General features: G+C 75.1%; 19 protein-coding genes and 1 tRNA gene. 11 read left to right on the plus strand and 9 right to left on the minus strand.

Annotation, left to right across the window (positions count from 1 at the left end):
• The first annotated feature begins 256 nt into the window (after window positions 1-256).
• The 8 genes from FB380_RS21495 (at window position 257) to FB380_RS21530 (ending at window position 7,062) form a co-directional block, all read left to right on the plus strand.
• Window positions 257-700 (plus strand): DUF6325 family protein, encoded by a 444-nt coding sequence (locus tag FB380_RS21495; protein ID WP_166757405.1) that lies wholly within the window; start codon window positions 257-259, stop codon window positions 698-700.
• Window positions 697-1,080, plus strand: coding sequence for an SHOCT domain-containing protein (locus FB380_RS21500; protein ID WP_166757406.1), 384 nt, complete (start codon window positions 697-699; stop codon window positions 1,078-1,080). Before FB380_RS21495 ends, FB380_RS21500 begins: the two co-directional genes overlap by 4 nt.
• 43 nt (window positions 1,081-1,123) lie before the next feature.
• Window positions 1,124-1,825: a CPBP family intramembrane glutamic endopeptidase gene (locus FB380_RS21505; RefSeq protein ID WP_229682281.1), complete on the plus strand. Its 702-nt coding sequence runs from the start codon at window positions 1,124-1,126 to the stop codon at window positions 1,823-1,825.
• A gap of 298 nt (window positions 1,826-2,123) precedes the next feature.
• Window positions 2,124-3,002 carry a hypothetical protein gene (locus tag FB380_RS21510; protein ID WP_166757408.1) on the plus strand — a complete coding sequence of 293 codons (879 nt, stop codon included), beginning with the start codon at window positions 2,124-2,126 and terminating at the stop codon, window positions 3,000-3,002.
• A 191-nt stretch (window positions 3,003-3,193) separates the two neighbouring features.
• A complete protein-coding gene (locus tag FB380_RS21515) occupies window positions 3,194-4,705 on the plus strand; it encodes a nitroreductase/quinone reductase family protein (protein WP_208383941.1) in 1,512 nt (503 codons plus the stop codon).
• Between the two features lie 175 nt (window positions 4,706-4,880).
• Window positions 4,881-5,333, plus strand: coding sequence for a hypothetical protein (locus tag FB380_RS21520; RefSeq protein ID WP_166757409.1), 453 nt, complete (start codon window positions 4,881-4,883; stop codon window positions 5,331-5,333).
• A gap of 100 nt (window positions 5,334-5,433) precedes the next feature.
• Window positions 5,434-6,351, plus strand: a complete 918-nt coding sequence (locus FB380_RS21525) for a hypothetical protein (protein ID WP_166757410.1) — start codon at window positions 5,434-5,436, stop codon at window positions 6,349-6,351.
• A 198-nt stretch (window positions 6,352-6,549) separates the two neighbouring features.
• The gene (locus FB380_RS21530; protein WP_166757411.1) at window positions 6,550-7,062 is read left to right on the plus strand and encodes a hypothetical protein; all 513 of its coding nucleotides are present in this window, start codon (window positions 6,550-6,552) and stop codon (window positions 7,060-7,062) included.
• Between the two features lie 260 nt (window positions 7,063-7,322).
• Here the strand turns inward: FB380_RS21530 and FB380_RS21535 are convergent, their stop codons facing one another.
• The 5 genes from FB380_RS21535 to FB380_RS21555 form a co-directional block, all read right to left on the minus strand.
• Entirely contained in the window at window positions 7,323-7,994 is a 672-nt protein-coding gene (locus tag FB380_RS21535; RefSeq protein ID WP_208383942.1) for a haloacid dehalogenase type II, read from the minus strand.
• Window positions 7,991-8,806 carry a hypothetical protein gene (locus FB380_RS21540; protein ID WP_166757412.1) on the minus strand — a complete coding sequence of 272 codons (816 nt, stop codon included), beginning with the start codon at window positions 8,804-8,806 and terminating at the stop codon, window positions 7,991-7,993. Before FB380_RS21540 ends, FB380_RS21535 begins: the two co-directional genes overlap by 4 nt.
• Entirely contained in the window at window positions 8,796-9,626 is an 831-nt protein-coding gene (locus FB380_RS21545; RefSeq protein ID WP_166757413.1) for an alpha/beta fold hydrolase, read from the minus strand. The genes FB380_RS21540 and FB380_RS21545 overlap by 11 nt, the downstream gene beginning before the upstream one ends.
• 11 nt (window positions 9,627-9,637) lie before the next feature.
• On the minus strand, window positions 9,638-10,126 hold the full coding sequence (locus FB380_RS21550; RefSeq protein WP_208383943.1) for a vitamin K epoxide reductase family protein: 489 nt from the start codon (window positions 10,124-10,126) through the stop codon (window positions 9,638-9,640).
• Between the two features lie 230 nt (window positions 10,127-10,356).
• Window positions 10,357-10,899: a carboxymuconolactone decarboxylase family protein gene (locus FB380_RS21555; RefSeq protein WP_166757415.1), complete on the minus strand. Its 543-nt coding sequence runs from the start codon at window positions 10,897-10,899 to the stop codon at window positions 10,357-10,359.
• 139 nt (window positions 10,900-11,038) lie between these two features.
• Between FB380_RS21555 and FB380_RS26115 the strand changes: the two genes are divergently transcribed.
• Both FB380_RS26115 and FB380_RS21565 read left to right on the plus strand, forming a co-directional pair.
• The gene (locus FB380_RS26115) at window positions 11,039-11,857 is read left to right on the plus strand and encodes a discoidin domain-containing protein (RefSeq protein ID WP_166757416.1); all 819 of its coding nucleotides are present in this window, start codon (window positions 11,039-11,041) and stop codon (window positions 11,855-11,857) included.
• A 113-nt stretch (window positions 11,858-11,970) separates the two neighbouring features.
• The gene (locus tag FB380_RS21565) at window positions 11,971-12,702 is read left to right on the plus strand and encodes a Crp/Fnr family transcriptional regulator (RefSeq protein ID WP_208383944.1); all 732 of its coding nucleotides are present in this window, start codon (window positions 11,971-11,973) and stop codon (window positions 12,700-12,702) included.
• Between the two features lie 160 nt (window positions 12,703-12,862).
• On the opposite strand, the gene FB380_RS21570 is transcribed toward FB380_RS21565, so the two are convergent.
• The 4 genes from FB380_RS21570 to orn form a co-directional block, all read right to left on the minus strand.
• Complete coding sequence (locus FB380_RS21570) at window positions 12,863-13,162, minus strand: hypothetical protein (protein ID WP_166757417.1); 300 nt, start codon at window positions 13,160-13,162, stop codon at window positions 12,863-12,865.
• A 33-nt stretch (window positions 13,163-13,195) separates the two neighbouring features.
• The gene (locus FB380_RS21575; protein ID WP_166757418.1) at window positions 13,196-13,828 is read right to left on the minus strand and encodes a hypothetical protein; all 633 of its coding nucleotides are present in this window, start codon (window positions 13,826-13,828) and stop codon (window positions 13,196-13,198) included.
• A 107-nt stretch (window positions 13,829-13,935) separates the two neighbouring features.
• Window positions 13,936-14,011 (minus strand) — tRNA-His (locus FB380_RS21580).
• Between the two features lie 62 nt (window positions 14,012-14,073).
• On the minus strand, window positions 14,074-14,745 hold the full coding sequence (gene orn / locus FB380_RS21585) for an oligoribonuclease (RefSeq protein ID WP_166757419.1): 672 nt from the start codon (window positions 14,743-14,745) through the stop codon (window positions 14,074-14,076).
• A gap of 165 nt (window positions 14,746-14,910) precedes the next feature.
• Between orn and FB380_RS21590 the strand changes: the two genes are divergently transcribed.
• Window positions 14,911-16,122, plus strand: a complete 1,212-nt coding sequence (locus tag FB380_RS21590) for a hypothetical protein (protein ID WP_166757420.1) — start codon at window positions 14,911-14,913, stop codon at window positions 16,120-16,122.
• The last annotated feature ends 84 nt before the right edge of the window (window positions 16,123-16,206 follow it).

Raw genomic sequence — 16,206 nt, forward strand, 5'->3', positions numbered from 1 at the left:
GCGGTCGGGCCGGGGCGGTCCGAGCCTGGCCGCCCGCGACCGGCGGGACCTCCCCTGCAGGGGATGAGGTCCTCCACGGGCCGGCCGTGCGGCAGGTCCTCCGTCCGGAGGGGATGCCACCAGCCGGTGCGGTGCCGACCACTGACGGCGAGGGGTCACCCGCAGCGGATGAGGTCACACGTCCCGCCCCGCAGCACACTGTGCCCGCGCCCGCCCGGGAGCCGGCCACAGCCGCCCTGCGACGACGAGGGGTCCGATGTCCGCACCGTCCACGACGATGGGTCCGGTCGAGTGGATCGCCATCGCCTTCCCCGGTCCGCGACTGGCCGACGCGCTCGCGCCCGCACTGGCCGAGCTCGTCCGCTCGGGCACGGTCCGGCTCCTCGACGCGCTCGTCGTCCACACGTCCGTCGACGGCGCCGTCACGGTCAGCGAGCTGGAGGACGAGGACGGGCCCGCGTTCGAGGCGGTCGACGGGGAGGTCCTCGAGCTGATCAACGACGACGACATGGCGGCGGTGGCCGCCGGGCTCGAGCCGGACACCACGACGCTGGTCCTGGTGTGGGAGGACCGCTGGGCCGCCACCTTCGGCGAGCAGGTCGCCGGGATGCACGGCGTCCTCCTCGCACACGACCGCCTGCCGCACGCCGACGTCGAGCGTGCCCTGGGCGCGGCGCTGACCGACGAGGTGCCGGCATGAGGGGCCGGGCCGGTCGCGGCCGCCGCGGTCCCGGGCTGCTCGGCACCGCGGCACGCACGGCCGTCATCGCCGGGACGGCCAGCAGCGTGGCGGGACGGGTCTCGGCATCGCAGGACGCCGCGGCCCGGCAGCGACACGAGGCGGAGCAGGCGCAGGCCCAGGTCGAGGCGTGGCAGCGGCAACAGGACGTCGACGCCCGGGTCGCGGACGCCGTCGCACGGACCGGGCCGGCGGCCGGCTCCGCACCGGGCGCCCAGGGAGCGCAGCTGGACGTCGACGAGCTGTACACCCGGCTGATGAAGCTGGGCGAGCTGAAGCAGGCCGGTTTGCTCGACGACGAGGAGTTCGGCCGGCAGAAGGCCAGGCTCCTCGGCGGCTAGGGCGCCGGTCGTGACGATGGGCGCCGATGTCCGCCGGTGGTCCGTGACGTGGTGGGGGCGCCTGCCGTTCGCCACCGTGCTGGTCCTGGTGCTGCTGCTGTGGAACAACGTCCTCATCACGCTGGTGCCCGGCGGGACGGCCGGGCGCGTCGGGGGGAACGTCGCCGCGGCCGGGGTGCTGGTGGCCGCCGCGCGCGCGACCGGCTCCTCGTGGGCCGACCTCGGGCTGGCCCGTCGCGACGCACCTGCGGGCCTGCGCTGGGGCGGCGCCGCCTTCGTCCTCGTCGCCGCCGGCTACGCGGCTGCTTTCGCCCTCCCGGCCACCAGGCCGCTGCTCGCCGACGCCCGCGTCGCCGACCTGCAGGCGGCCGAGATCGCCGGGGACGTGCTCGTGCGCATCCCGCTGGGGACCGTGCTCTGGGAGGAGGTCGCCTTCCGCGGCGTCCTGCTGGCGGTCCTGACCCGGGTCCTGTCCGTGCGGGCCGCCAGCGTCGTCGCGGCCGTCGTCTTCGGGCTGTGGCACGTCCGGCCCACGATGAGCGGCCTGGATGCCAACGGCCTGGCCGACGGGCCGCTCGCGACGGCCGTGGCGGTCGCCCTGGTGTGCGCGGGCACCGCGGTCGCCGGCCTGCTCTTCACGTGGCTGCGGCTGCGCAGCGGCAGCCTGCTGGCCCCGGCGCTGCTCCACCTGGCGACGAACACGCTGGGCACGCTGGCCGCGGTCGTCGCCCACCGGCTCACCTGAGACGGAGGCATCCGGCCGTGTCGCCCGGTGACCAGGAGGGTCGGAGGTCCCGGGCTGCCAGGACGGACCGTCCGGTCGCCGCGGGACCGGCGCCCCTGCCGGGCCCTCGGGACGCTCAGCAGCCTGGAGACGAGCTCCAGGAGGTGGTCCAGATGAGCACGCGGTCCTCCACCTGGTCGTCGACCCGGACGACCAGCCCACCCGCCCGCCGGCAGACGACGCGTCACCCTGGCGCGGTGGCACGACCGGTGGGATCGCACCGCTGCCGCCGGCCGCTGCCGGGGCGAGCCACGACGCGATGACGTCGGTGCAGGCGCCCGGACTCGCGGTGGCCACGGCCGGGGCGACGGTGGAGGCCGGGCAGTCCCTGGAGGTCGCCGTCCGGTTCGTCACCGACCACCCCGGCGAGGTCAGCGGGGGACACGTCGAACTCGTCCGGCACGGGGCGGTCGCGCACCTGGAGCGCAACTGGATGGGCGCCGGCGCCACGGTCAGCTCCCGCCGCTCCGCCGTCCTCGACCGTGTCGAGCTCGGCCCGGCCGGGCCGCTGGTCGCCGGGCAGCCGCTGGTGCGACGGGTGACGTTGGCCGTGCCGGCGGGGGAGGCGACCGTCGAGGGGTACCTCGTGCAGCAGGCCTACGCGATCCGCGCGGGGCTCCGCACACCCGACGGCCGCGACGCGGAGGCGAGCACCGCCGTGCGCGTCACCTCCCGTGCCGCGGACCGCAGCTGGGTGACCGGCACTGCGGCCGTCGTCGAGGACGCCGACGTCGCCACCGTCGGCATCGAGGGCGTGTCCAGCCGGCGGCTGTCCGGCGGCGTCCTCGTCCCGGGCACGGTCACCGTGACCCCCCGGCGGGCCGGCCGCGCGCGCGGCGTGCGCGTCGAGCTGGTCCTCGCCGAGCAGGTGCCGGCCCGCCTGCCGCAGATGCCGCTGGAGGAGGACCGCGCCAGGACGACCGTGGTCGCCACCGTGGCGGCGGCCGGGCCCGTCGACCTCCACCCGGGCCGGGTGCTGCGGCTGCCGTTCACCCTCCGCGCGCCGCTGCCGCTGCCCGCCCCGTCCATCAGCACGCCGGAGTTCACCCTGCGCTGGCTGCTGCGCGCCGTCGTCGACCGACCGCTCCGGCCCGATCCCACGGCCGCACTGGAGCTGTGGGCGGCGACCGCACCCTGACCGCGGACGGAGGAGAGGCGATGCGGGCCGACGAACGGCACGAGACCGGCCCCTGCGTGACGGGCCGCCACGTCGACGTGGCGGCTGGTGCTCCTCGCCGACGCCGGCGGGGGCTTCCGCGCCCGGGCGGCACCGTCGGGCTCAGCGCCATCGTCGGGTCCGGCACCTGCGGCTGGAGCCTCGCCGCCACCGTGCCGACGCGGGTGGCCGTCACCGGCGGACCCCGGCGGGTCCTGAGCCCGCTGCTACGCGTCGGCGGCGTCCGGCTGGCGCGCCGGGTCCGGGCGGAGGTCAGCACCCACCTGGCGCGCGGCCCGGGCCGCTGGCCCCCGTCGGCCGACCGACGGGGGCCCGTCCTGGTCGCTCCCGACGTGCACGTCGTCACGCTGGGCAGCGGGACCCCGGCCTCGACCGTCCACCTGGTCGGCTCCGGCGGGTCGTGGGTCCTCGTCGACGCGGGGTGGGCTGGTGACGCCGGCGAGATCCGGCGGGCGGCCGAGTCGCTGTTCGGCTCCGGCGCGCGCCCGAGCGCCATCCTGCTCACCCACGTCCACCCCGACCACTCCGGCGCGGCCGGTGACCTCGCTCGCGCGTGGCGGGTGCCGGTGTACGTCCACCCGGACGAGCTGCCGATGGCCGCCGGGCGCTACCTCGCCGAGTTCGACATGCCCCTGGACCACTGGGTCGTGCTGCCGGTCATGCGCCTGCTGCCGGCCAGGACCCGGTCCCGCATCGAGGCGGCCGGGGACATCACCGACGTCACCCGGCCCCTCCCGCCAGCGGGTGTGGTGCCGGGGGCGCCTGACTGGGAGTGGATCGCCGCACCCGGGCACACGGCGGGCTCCGTCGCGTTCCTGCGCCGCGACGACGGCGTGCTGATCAGCGGCGACGCGCTGGTGACCGTGGACCTCGACTCGGCGTCGGGGCTGCTCGGTGGCCGGCACGGGCTCGCCGGACCGCCCTGGTACACCACCTGGGACCGGCAGGCGGCGCGGCGGTCGGTCGCGGCGCTGGCCGCGCTGGCACCCCGGGTGCTGCTGCCGGGGCACGGGTACCCGCTGACGGCCGGAACGGCGGAGGCGCTGCGCTCCTTCGCCTGCGAGGAGCTCGATCACCGTCCGCGTCGCGACCGCGTCCTCGTGCCGGTGGGCAACCCCGGGGCGGGGCGGTACCGGCCGCCGCCCCGGCTCTACGCCCGGCTGCAGTGGCTGGGACACGTCCTGACCGCCCTGGGGCTCAGCCCCGGCTACGTGGTCACGCTCGAGGTGCCCGGCCGCCGCAGCGGGGTGATCCGGCGGACCAACCTGGTGCAGGCCCGGCACCACGGGCAGGGCTACCTGGTGTCGCTCACCGGCGAGTCGGAGTGGGTGCGCAACGCCCGCGCGGCCGGCAACCAGGTCGTGCTGGCCCGCCGCGGTCGCCGCCGGACCGTGACCCTGGTCGAGGTGCCCCTCGCCGAGCGCGCCCCGGTGATCCGCTCCTACGTGCTGCGGGCCGGCCGGCGCCACGACTCGGCCGCCGTGACCCGGGAGGCGCGTGCCTTCTTCGGCGTGGGCCCAGACCTCGCCGTCGACGAGCTCGCCACCGTGGCCGACCGGTTCCCGGTCTTCCGCGTGGTCCCGGGCCCCGGCGACGGCGGGCGGGACCGGGCCTCCGGCCGGCGGGTGGGTGTGCCGCGGCGGTCCCGGGGCGCCGTCCGGTGACGCCACGACGGCGACGGTGGCGAGGGGGGCCGGTGCCCACCCCGCCACCGGACCCGGGTCGGGGAGGGGCGGATGCCGGCACCGGTCGCCGTCCCGAGGCGCCGTGCCCCTGTGCCTGACTTGCGGTGACGTTGGTCCCTGATCCACCCGGCCGGAACTGCTGCAGGGTCGTTCCGTGACCTCCACCCACGCCCAGCGACGCGCGCACGTCCACGTCCCTGCGCGGGCGCGCAGCCGCCTGGGCCGCGCGCTGGCCGGCCTCGAGCTGGGTACCGGTGCGATGGCGGTCACCGGTGGGCTGCTCCTGGTCCTCGCCCCGGACGGCTCGTTGCTCGACGCCGATCCCGCAGCCCTGGCCGGCAGCCCCTTCGGCGACTGGCGCTGGCCCGGCGTGCTGCTCACGACCCTGGTGGGCGGCGGCTGCCTGCTGACCGGGATCTGGCAGTGGCGAGGCAGCCGCGGCGCCTGGGTCCTGTCGCTGGCCGCCGGCACGGGACTGGTCGCCTTCGAGGCCGCGGAGCTGCTGTGGCTGGGCTTCCAGCCCCTGGAGCTGGTGTTCGCCGTCGTCGGCATCTCGGTCGCCACGATGGCCGTCCTCGGTCTCCGCACCGACGGGAGGGCGCGGTGACCGGCCCGCCGGCGGTGACCGTGCGCGGTCAGACGCGGGCGTCGGTGGGACGCGGCACAGCTCGGGCCGACGGAGTTCCCGAGGCAGCGGGGAGCGGGACGTGAGCAGAGCACTGCGCCGGTTGCCCGGACTGGTGGCCGCGGTGGCGGCGGCCGCCGCGACCGTCGGGCTGGTGTGGCGGCCGTCGGGGACTCCGACGTCGGTGACGACGCCGCGCGGGCAGGAGGTGCAGGTGGCCGGGGACGGGCTGTACCGGTTCGACACGGTCTTCACCGCCGCGAACAACACCGCCGTGGACGCGGTGGTCCTGGCGTTCGGCATCCCGCTGACGGTGCGGGCGTGGCTGCAGCACCGCAACGGTTCCCCACGGGGAACGCTGCTGCTCACCGGCTCGCTGGGCTACCTGCTCTACGTCTACGCCACCTACGCCCTGGGGGTGGCGTACAACCCGCTGTACCTGGCCTACGTCACGCTGCTGTCGGCGTCGCTGTTCGGCTTCGTGGCCGCGTTCAGCGAGGTGGACCGGGCAGCTCTGGCCGCGGCCGCCGCGGACCCCGCCGTGCCACACCGGACCCTGTCCTGGTTCCTGCTCACCTCGGCCGCCGTGACCGCCGTCGTCTGGTTGCAGCCCCTGGTCACCGCCCTGCGGACGGGCGCCGCCCCAGAGCTGCTCGACGTCTACACCACGACCGTCACCTACTCCCTCGACCTCGCCGTCCTCACCCCCGCTGCGGCGCTGGCCGGCCTGATGGTCCGACGCCGCCAACCGCTCGGGTACCTGATCGCCGCGCCGCTGCTCGTGACCATCGTGCTGCTGCTGCCGTCGATCTCGCTGGCCACCGCGCTCCAGGTCGCCGCCGGCATCTCCTTCACGCCTGCCCAGGTCATCGGCCCGATCGCCGGCTTCGGCGTCCTCGGCGCCGTCGGCGCCCGACTGCTCGTCCGCCTGCTGCGCGCCGTCCCCGTGAGCCCACTCACCCCGACCGCTGGAGCCGCCGGTGTCCACGTCCACGCCTGAACGCCCCGCGGCCGACGGCGGGCCACCGCGCGCCTCCCGGCGGGGCGTCGCCGTCGCCGGGCTGCCGGACCGACCGGCGTCGACAGACGCTGCGCGGCCGTTCCGGGGCCATGGAGCACGGGATCTACCTCGACTGCGGGCAGCAGGTCGCCCTGGACACGTTCGACCGCCCGCCGACACCTGCGACGGGGAGACCCGGTGAACGGAACGGCACAGACCCTCACGAAGGCGACACCTGCGGAGGCCGACGACGTCCGGCAACTCGTCATCTCCGCGGCCGTCTCCTCGGGGCTCACGGCGATCACCCTGTGGCGCCCGTCCGCGGGACGGCGGGCGGTGGGCATCTTCTTCGCCCTGACGGGTCTCGTGTGGAACGGGATCCTCACCGCGAAGGCGCCCGAGCAGTACCCGATGCTGGCCCGGCGGGCCCCCTGGGGCTGGTACCGGCGTCTCGGACTGGCTCTGACCGAGCCCGCCCCCCGCGTGTTCGGCGCGGCCATGACCGCGGGCGAGACGGCACTGGCCGCCGCCGTCCTCAGCCGCGACCCGGCCACCCGACTGGGCCTGCTGGGCGTGGCCGCCTTCCTGCTGGGCATCACCCCGCTGGGCACCTACACGCTGGGCAACCCGATCCTGGCTGCGGGAGTCCTGCACCTGGCCCGCCGGCCGTGGCCGACGGCGGCCTTCCACCGCCGCCGGCGGTCGAGCTGACCGCTCCCGAACGGGCACGGGCCGACCCCGCTGGCTGACGGGGCGAGGCGCCTCGTTCCGCGAACCCTCGGTGACCCACCTGCTCCATGCGTTCGGGAACGGGCACGCGGGGCAGCGGTCCGGCCGCGACGCGGATCGCCGTCCGGGCGGCCGGGCGAGCCAGCTCCAGCCATCCCGCGGGCAGTCGAGGCCCAGAGCTGCCCGGTCGCGCGGGACCTCGAGGGGCGGTCTAGCTCAGGACGCAGCTGGGCTGACGGGGTTCACGCCAGCTGCGGGACGAGATCGGTCAGCCCGGTGGCCCGGATCGTGGGCGGGGTGAACGCCTGCGGGTACGGCGTGCCGGCGCGGTCGATCCACGCGGTTCGCAGCCCGGCGCGGGCGGCGCCGTCGATGTCCCACGGGTGGACGGCGACGAGCAACATGTCGGCCGGTTCGGTCCCGCACGTCCGCGCCGCGTACTCGTAGGCGCCGCGGGCCGGCTTCCAGATCCCGGCGTCCTCGACCGAGAGCAGCGCCTCGAACCGGTCGCGGACGCCGGCGCTGGTGAGCAGGCGCTCCGAGACCGCGGTCGAGCCGTTGGTGAGGGTGACCAGGCGCCGGCCCTCGTCCCGGAGGGCACGGATCCCGTCGGGCACGTCAGGATGGACGGGCAGTGACCCGAAGCCCGCCAGCACGTGGTCGACGGCCTCGTCGAGGTCACGGTCGAGGTCGATCCCCTGCAGCACCGTGCGGAGGGCATCGGCGCCGATCTCGGCGAAGGGCCGGGAGGCGCCGACGGCGGTCAGCGCGAAGCCGTCGCGCAGCAGCGAGGCGAACCACTGCTTCGCGAGGTGGGCGGGTGCGCCCACGTCGGTGAACCGCCCGGCCATCGGGCTCATGTCCGACAGGGTCTCGTTGACGTCGAAGACGATGACGGACGGCGAGGTGGTCACGGCGGGCTCCAGGCGGGAGGAGGACGGGTGTGGCGGCGGGTCTGTGCGACGTCGGTGCTCGAGGCCACGAGGACGAGGACCCGCGGCAGGGTCGCGAGGTAGGCGTCCAGCACGGCGGCCATGCCGGGGCGGGCATCGGTCAGGCCGGCCTCTTCCAGGGCGGCCGGCGAGGCGGCGACCCGCCACGGGAGGCCGCGCGCGACCTCGGACGCCGTCGCCTGCAGCTGGTCGGCGGCCCCTCGGGTGGCCGCCACCTGGGGGCCTAGCGCCGCCCAGGCCGGCTCGAGGAGGTCCCGTCCGGCCAGCGAGCGCCAGACGGTGTTGACGATCGGCGTCTCCAGCGCGGCGCAGATCTCGCCGTACAGCCGCGGCGCCGGGGCGTCCGCGGGGGAGGGGGCGGGGTCGGGTGGCTGCACCGGGCGGGGTGCGGGGGCGTTCCCCGGCGCGGACGGCAGGTCGAGGTCGCCGTCCAGCGCGAGGCGCAGCCCGGCGACCAGGAGCAGCATCCGGCTCAGCGGACCGGCGAACTCCGCCAGGGCGCCGCGGACCTCGGTGTCGGCCGGTGGGGCCGCGACCGCACGCACCGAGGTGACGAGCTGCTGGGCCGCCGACCGGTACTCCTCGCGCGGCAGCACCGGGGCAGCCTGTTCGTGGGCCAGCACGAGGTACCCCGGGCAGAGGGCCAGGGACTTGAACAGGCTCGGGACGAACGGCATGCCCTCGAGCAGCTCGGCGTAGACGGCGGCGACGACGCCGGTGGCGTCGGCCTCCTCCACCATGGGGTAGCTCGCCATCACGGCATCAGTGGGCACGGTCGTCCTCCGGCGACGGGACGAGCAGGTCGTTCACGGCAGCCGCGACGACCTCCGGGTGGTCCTCGGGGGTGAAGTGCTTGCCGCCCGGGATCGGCCGCAGGGTCGTGCCGAGGTCGGCGGCGAGGCGGCGTCCGTACTCGACCTTCTGGAACTGGTCGACGTCACCCCACACTACGCGGGCCGGCAGGCCGAGTGAGGGCAGCCGGTCGGCGACGGCGAGGGTGTCGGCGACGTCGAGCGCGGCGACCTGGCGCATCAGGCTGCGGGCGGCGCCATGGGAGACGTAGTGCTGCCAGTGCACCCCGATGGACTCCAGCGCCCGGGCGCGGTCGTCGTGACCGCGGTGGATCAGCTGGACGAAGGAGGGGTAGAGGGCCAGCTCCGGCAGGTACCGCAGGACCGGTGCGCCGCGCTGCATGGCCTTGACGCTGGGGATGGGCCAGGAGTCGTAGCAGACGGCGTTGGTGAGCACGATGCCCGAGAACCTGCTGGGCTCCCGGACGGCCGCGATCTGGGCCACCCCGCCGCCGAGGTCGTGGCCCACGAGGACCGCCGACTCCACGCCCACCAGGTCCAGCCAGCGCAGCAGCCGATCGGCCTGGGCGGCCAGCCCGAGGTCCCGGCCCTCACCGTCGGGGATGGAGCTGCCGTACCCGGCCAGCTCCAGCGCCAGCGAACGGCCGTCGACCAGCGGCATGACGTGGCGCCACAGCCGCGGCGAGGTCGGGATCCCGTGGACGAGGACGACGGGCGGTCCGGCACCGTGCTCCAGCCAGCGGATCGGCTCGCCGTCCAGGAGGTCCTCCTGCAGGTGCATGCCCGGCCCCGTCACGACCGGCCGCGCAGACGGCGGAGGGCGGCCCGCGCCTCGGGGAGTGCGAACGGCAGGGTGGCGACCTGGGCCACGGCGGCGACGGTGCACCAGGAGCAGACCTTGCGGTGCTTGGTGACCTGCTCGGCGAAGAGGTAGAGGCCGCCGCCGGCGTCGGCGGCGGTCTTCGCGGCCAGGGCCAGCGGTACCCACGGCATCGTCCGGGCCCGGTTCCGGTCGCCCATCCCGGCCAGGACCAGAGTGACGCCGGCACTGAGCAGCCCGAGGGCGGCGTCCGGGGTCCGCAGCTCCTGGTAGGCCTCCCCGGCGGCGTCCACGGCATCGGCGCCCAGGAAGGGCAGGGGCAGCTCCGGGACCCGGCGCAGCACGCCGAACTGGTAGAGCCCCACCACGCCCAGCGCGGCCGACGCCAGCGAGGTCAGCCCGGCCACCCGGCGACGCTGTTCCAGGAAGTCGCCGGCGCCGCGGCGCAGGTCGTCACTCACGCGCTCCGCCGCCGGCGAGCTCGAGCGGCCGATGCCTCCCGACCGCGGTCGTACGGAAGCGGCCTCCGGTCCGGCAGGACGGCGTCGTTCCGTCGTCGTTCGCATGGGGTCCTCCTCCGATCGGGTACCCGGGGCATGCCCCCTGACGTGCCGGTGAACCGCGGGCGCGGGCAGGCCCTCCTCTCGGAGGACCTGCCCACGCCGTCGTGCGCGCTGGTGCGCCCGACGGATCAGAGCGCAGGAGCCGGCGGGAGGTCCAGGTCGGTCTGCACCAGGTGGTTGAAGTGGTTGGTGAAGAGGTTGAGCGCGATGTGCACGGACACCTCGGTGAGCTCCACGTCGCTCCAGCCGGCGTCCAGCGCCGCCTGCCAGGTCGTGTCCTCGACCGTCCCGACGTTGCCGGTCGACTCGCGGACCAGCGCGAGCAGCGCGGCGAGCTTCGGGTCCTCGTCATAGGAGCCGGCGCGGATGGCGACCGTCTGTTCGGTGCTCAGCCCTGCCGCCTTCGCACCGCCGGTGTGGGCGGCCTGGCAGTAGCGGCACTCGTCGACGTCCGCGACGACCAGCGCGATCGCCTCACGTGTGGCGGCGTCGAAGGTGCCGTGGTCGGCGATGACGTCCTGCAGCGCCGCATAGCTCTGGAGGACCACCGGCGCGTGGGCCATGGCCCCGTGGATGTTGAGCACCTTCCCGAACCGGGCCTCGAGCGCCTTGAGCGGGTCGCGGCTGCCCTCGGGCGCGTCGGCGACGGTGTGGACGGGGATGCGGGTCATGGGGTCTCTCCTCGGATCGGGACGTCGGACACGAGGAGAAGCCCGGACCGCGGCGTCCGCTGCCCGAATGGTCATCGAACAGACAGACTCGGCGGCTCCTCTGCCGGAACGCCGGAGGTGCTGCCGCCGTTGGACGGTCGTGACCTCCCGGCTCCTGCGACTCGTGCTGGTCCCGGCCGCTGTGGTGACGGTCGTGGCCGGGTGCGCCGACCCGGAGGCTCCCGCGGCTGCCGACCAGGTCGTCCTCGCGGCGGAGGAGGTCTTCGTCGAGCAGCCGGTCGTGGTGCCCGATCCCTCGGGCACGTCCGCCACGGTGCAGGTCGCCACGAGCCTCGACATGGCCTGCGCCGTGGTGTTCGGCCGCGACGAGTCGCTGGGTGACGGGATCGCCACGGACGCCGACATGGCCGGTGGCGCCCATCGCGAGCACGAGGCGGTCATGCGCGGGCTGGAGCCCGACACCGAGTACTCCTACCGGGTGCAGGGGTCCGGCGCCGACGGTCGCCTGTACCGCAGCGAGCTCATGACCTTCCGGACCGCTCCCGCGCCAGACGTCGAGGTCCCGGGTGAGAACGTGGCGCTGGGGGCAGAGGTCGTCGACGTCAGCTCCGAGTTCTCCGAGGGCTTCCCGGCATCCGCTGCCGTGGACGGCAACCTGGGCACGGAGTGGTCCAGCGCCGGCGACGGGGACGACGCATCGATCACCCTCGACCTCGGCCGGCCGGTCCCGATCGTGGGCGTGGCACTGCGGAGCCGGTCGATGAGCGACGGGTCGTCGATCGTGGAGACCTTCACCGTGACCGTCGACGACGGCGAGACCTACGGACCCTTCGAGGCCGGCACCTCCGGCGCGGTCAACGCGACCGACGTCACGGGCCAGGTGCTGAGGATCGACGCCGTGCAGACCACCGGCGGCAACACCGGCGCCGCCGAGATCGAGGTCTACGCGGCCCCGTGAGCGAGGCCGGGTCGCCGGCCCACTGCGGCATGTCCCGGTGTGGGACGGGGGTCCGACGTCGTCCGTAGCCGACCGGAGGAGACGCCGCGTGGCCGGCTGGGAGGATCCCCGTCGTGGACCTCGGGCGGTGGACGGCGCGGCTCCGCGCTGACGCCGCGGAGCTGACCTCGCAGGAGATGCAGATCCGGGATGCCGCGTGGATCGCCCGGTGCGTGGGACGGGGCGCGGCAGCCCCGCTGGGCCCCGAGGACGTCGCCGCCCTCGCCGGGCGCATCACCCCCGCCGAGTTCCGGAGGGGAGAACCGGTCTTCGGTGGCGGGGCCGGTGACCGGCCCGGTGTGTGGATCGTCCGCAGCGGCCACATCGAGCTCGGCGTCGCGACCCCGCGAGGGAGGGTCGTCGTCGGGGTGCTGCGCCCCGGCGACGTCGAGGGAGACCTCCCGCTGCTGCTCGGCCTCCCGGTGCCGTACTCGGCGCGTGCGGTGGACGACACGGTGTGCCTCTACCTGTCGCCGGCCGACTTCGAGTCGCTGCTCGGCCGGCACCCGGCCGTGTCCCGGCGTTGGCTGTCCAGCGTGGCGCAGCGGCTGGCCACCAGCCACGGTCGGCTGATCTCGCTGCTCGGACGACCCCTGGTGGCCCAGGTCGCCGGCCTGCTGCTCGACGAGTCGGACGAGGGGGTGGTCCGGCTGCCGCAGCGCACACTCGCGGCGATGCTCGGTGTGGCCAGGCCCTCGCTCAACAAGGTGCTCAAGGACCTGGAGCGGCGGGGCCTGGTCGTCCTCGGCTACGGGGCCATCCAGCTGCTGGACGGCGACGGGCTCCGGCGGGTGTCCGACGCCTGAGCCGGGTCCGTGCGCGGTCCCGCGAACGGGTCGTCGGCAGCGAGGGGCCGGCCGAGGACGTGAGGTCGGGACTCGGACCGAGGCTGATGCGGCGACGGTGCACGGCACGGACGCACTCGTCGACGAGGTCGTCCAGGTCTGGTCCGGCTGGGCCGTCCGCTCAGCGGTGGGCGGGGATCCCGAGCAGGCCGGCCACGAAGTGGAGGCGCTGGGGCACCGGGCACCCGGTGGCATCGAGGATGCGGTTCATCATCTCGAAGTTCGCGCACACGCCGACGGCTGCGGCGGTCACCCGAGGGTCGGCCGCGCGGGTCAGTGCCTCGCGGCTCTCGTCGAGCCGCAGCCCGGTCGCCATCGCGGTGGCGAGGTCGCGGAGCTCGCGTCCCCAGCGGAGCCCGGGATCGATGTCGGTGTCGGTGACCGCACGGAGGTCCGCGGGCGTCCCGGTCGTCTTCTGCACACTCGCACGGAGCATGTTCGCGTGGGCGATCAGCTAGTAGAAGCAGTCGTTGAGCAGTGACACGCGGGCGGCGAGCAGCTCCATCTGAGCGCGGGACAGCACGTCCTGGTACGCGAGGTCGGCCATCTGCTCGGTGCTCAGGTAGAGCTGGCTGTGGAGCTGGTCCCGAGCCTCCTCCTCGGCCGGCACGGAAGAGAGCGCGAAGCGTGCACCGTCCTCGGGGTCGGTGGGCACGAAGGCACTGCGCCACCGGACCTGCTCGTTGCGTCGACCCGTGGGCTCGCCCGACCCGGGCTCAGGGAGGGGCTCCTCTGTGGAGCCGACTCCCCGCACGTAGGAGTCCACGGCCGCCAGCCGGCTGACCACGCCCACGACCTCGACGTACTGCTCGACGGCCATGCCCCGGGCCTGCAGGTCGGCGACCCAGTCCCGCGTGATGAGGTGGGCGGCGGCCGACACCGACTGCGCAGCCTCGCCCAGCAGGACGGGGAGTCCCGTGTCCCCGTCGCCGAACGTGCGTGCCGCGCGCGCCTCCCGGGCGACGGCCACCCGTTCGGGCCCGGTGAGCCACGACCCCGCGGCGGCCAGCCGCGTCCACTCGCGGCGCAGCTCTGCCCGTACCGCATGCGGTAAGGGCAGCACGGCATCGGCCAGTTCGAAGCTCACGGTGGACACCTTCCCGCACCGGGGCCGGTCCCGTCGGTGACCGCGCCTCCTGGCACGGACCGGGAGACGGGAGAGGCCCCGGTCAGCGAACTGACCAGGGCCTCCGGTGGGGTGAGTGACGGGACTTGAACCCGCGACATCCAGGATCACAACCTGGCGCTCTACCAGCTGAGCTACACCCACCATGCACACCGGGCGGCTGGCGAGAGCCGGCCCGGTGGACGAGCACACGATACCGGAGGGGTTCAGCCCTCCGACGAGCCCGGGGTCGCCACCGGCTCGGCCTCGGCCGAGAGCAGCGGCGCGAAGGCGGTCACGACGTCCGTGGCCGCCGCCTGGGCCTGGTCGCTCGTGGGTCCCGGCTCGGGCACGAAGAGGGTCTGCCGGTAGTAGGCGAGCTCCCGGATCGACTCCAGGATGTCGGCCAGCGCCCGGTGGGCCAGGCCCTTGGGCGGCTGGGCGAAGTACACCCGCGGGAACCAGCGACGGCCCAGCTCCTTGATCGAGGAGACGTCGATCATCCGGTAGTGCAGGTGGTCGTCGAGCTCGGGCATGTCCCGGGCGAGGAAGCCGCGGTCGGTGCCGATCGAGTTGCCGCACAACGGGGCGGTGCGCCGTTCGGGGACGAACCGCTTCACGTAGGCGAGCACCTGCGCCTGGGCCTCCTCGAGGGTGACCGTCGAGGCGCGGACCTCCTCGGTGAGCCCGGACCGGGCGTGCATCTCGGTGACCACGTCGGCCATGCCGGCCAGGTCGGCGTCCTCGGCGTGGATGATCACGTCCAGGCCCGGGTCGAGCACGTTGAGCTGGGAGTCGGTGACCACGACCGCGACCTCGATGAGCTTGTCGCTGGTCAGGTCGAGCCCGGTCATCTCACAGTCGATCCAGACCAGGTTGTTCGCTGCACTGTCGGCCACGGCCGCACCCTACGCACCGCCGCCGCGGGACACCGGCCACACCCGCCGCCACGGACCACCGGCCACACCCGCCTCACGGCTCGCGCTGCGCCGGTCGGAACGGGTCGTCCGGCCCGCCGGCGCCGCTACATTGCGGGCTCCTGCACCGACCTCGCGGAGCCGCTCGTGTCGCCCAGCACCTCCCTCGTACCGTCCGCCGGGGCGTCGGTGCCGGCCCCGGCCTCGCCGGGCGACGCGTTCCGGCACCCGGTCGCGTTGCTGCGCTGGCTGTGGCAGGCCTACCTGACCCCGGGCCGTCCCGGCCGGCCCACCAGCCCCGACGAGCTCCGCTGGATCTACACGGCGTGGCTGGCCGCGTTCGCGCTGAAGATGCTCGGCTCCTCCTGGGACGTCTCCTGGCACTTCAGGTGGCTGCGCGACGACCTCGCCCCGCCGCACCTGCTCAACTCGGCCGGCACCGCGCTCGTCGTCGCCCTCGTCGTCTTCCACAGCCACAGCGGGTACGGCGTCGACCGGCGGGCGCTGCAGCTGATGCAGACCGGCATCGGCACCTTCCTGGTCGCCATCCCGATCGACCTGCTCAACCACCGGGTCAACGGGCTGGACATCACCAGCTGGAGCCCCAGTCACGCACTGCTCTACCTGGGGACGGCGATCATGCTCGCCGGCGCCATCCGGGGCTGGTGGCTGTACGCGGCTCCCGGCCGGCTGCGCGACCTGGTGTCGCTGGGGCTGTGGCTGTTCTTCGTGGAGAACGTCCTGTTCCCCAACCAGCATCAGGAGCACGGCGTGGTCTCGCTGGCCGACTACCGCGCCGGCCGCACCACCGCCGAACCCCAGCTGCTGGACTTCGCCGCCTCGCAGGGGCAGACGCCCACCCAGTTCATGCTGCCCGTGCCTGCCTGGGTGCACCCCGCCTGGCTGGTCTGCGCCGGGCTGCTGGCCCTCGTGGTCGCCCGGAGGACGGTGGGCCTGCGCTGGACGGCGACGGTCCTGGCCGGCAGTTACCTCGCCTACCGGGCGGTGACCGGGCTGCTGCTGGACGCGACCGGCTTCCCGCCCTCGGTCCTCCCGCTGATGCTCCTGGCCGGCGCGGTGCTGGTCGACCTGGCCGTCCTCGCCCGGGTCCCGGGCTGGCTGGCCGGTCTGGCCGTCACCGGGGGAGTGGCCGGCGCGGCGATGGTGCAGTCGGTGGTCGACGTCATCCCGCCGTGGGACTGGTCCTCCCTGCCGGTGGTGGCCGTCGGTCTCGCCGCGCTGTGGGGGGCGCTGGACGCGCTCACCCGCAGCTCCTGGTGCGCCCGCTGGCAGGCCCCGGTGGAGCCGGGCCGGGACACGCCGGTCGCGCTCGGGCAGGGCGGCGCGTCCGCGCGGTGAGCCCGGGACGGACCCCCCGATGACGTAACGTCGGACCGGTCCGCCGCCCAGCCGCCGCGGCGCCCGCCGCGGTCGCTCCCGTCC

Source organism: Modestobacter marinus, from assembly GCF_011758655.1.
Classification (GTDB): domain Bacteria; phylum Actinomycetota; class Actinomycetes; order Mycobacteriales; family Geodermatophilaceae; genus Modestobacter; species Modestobacter marinus.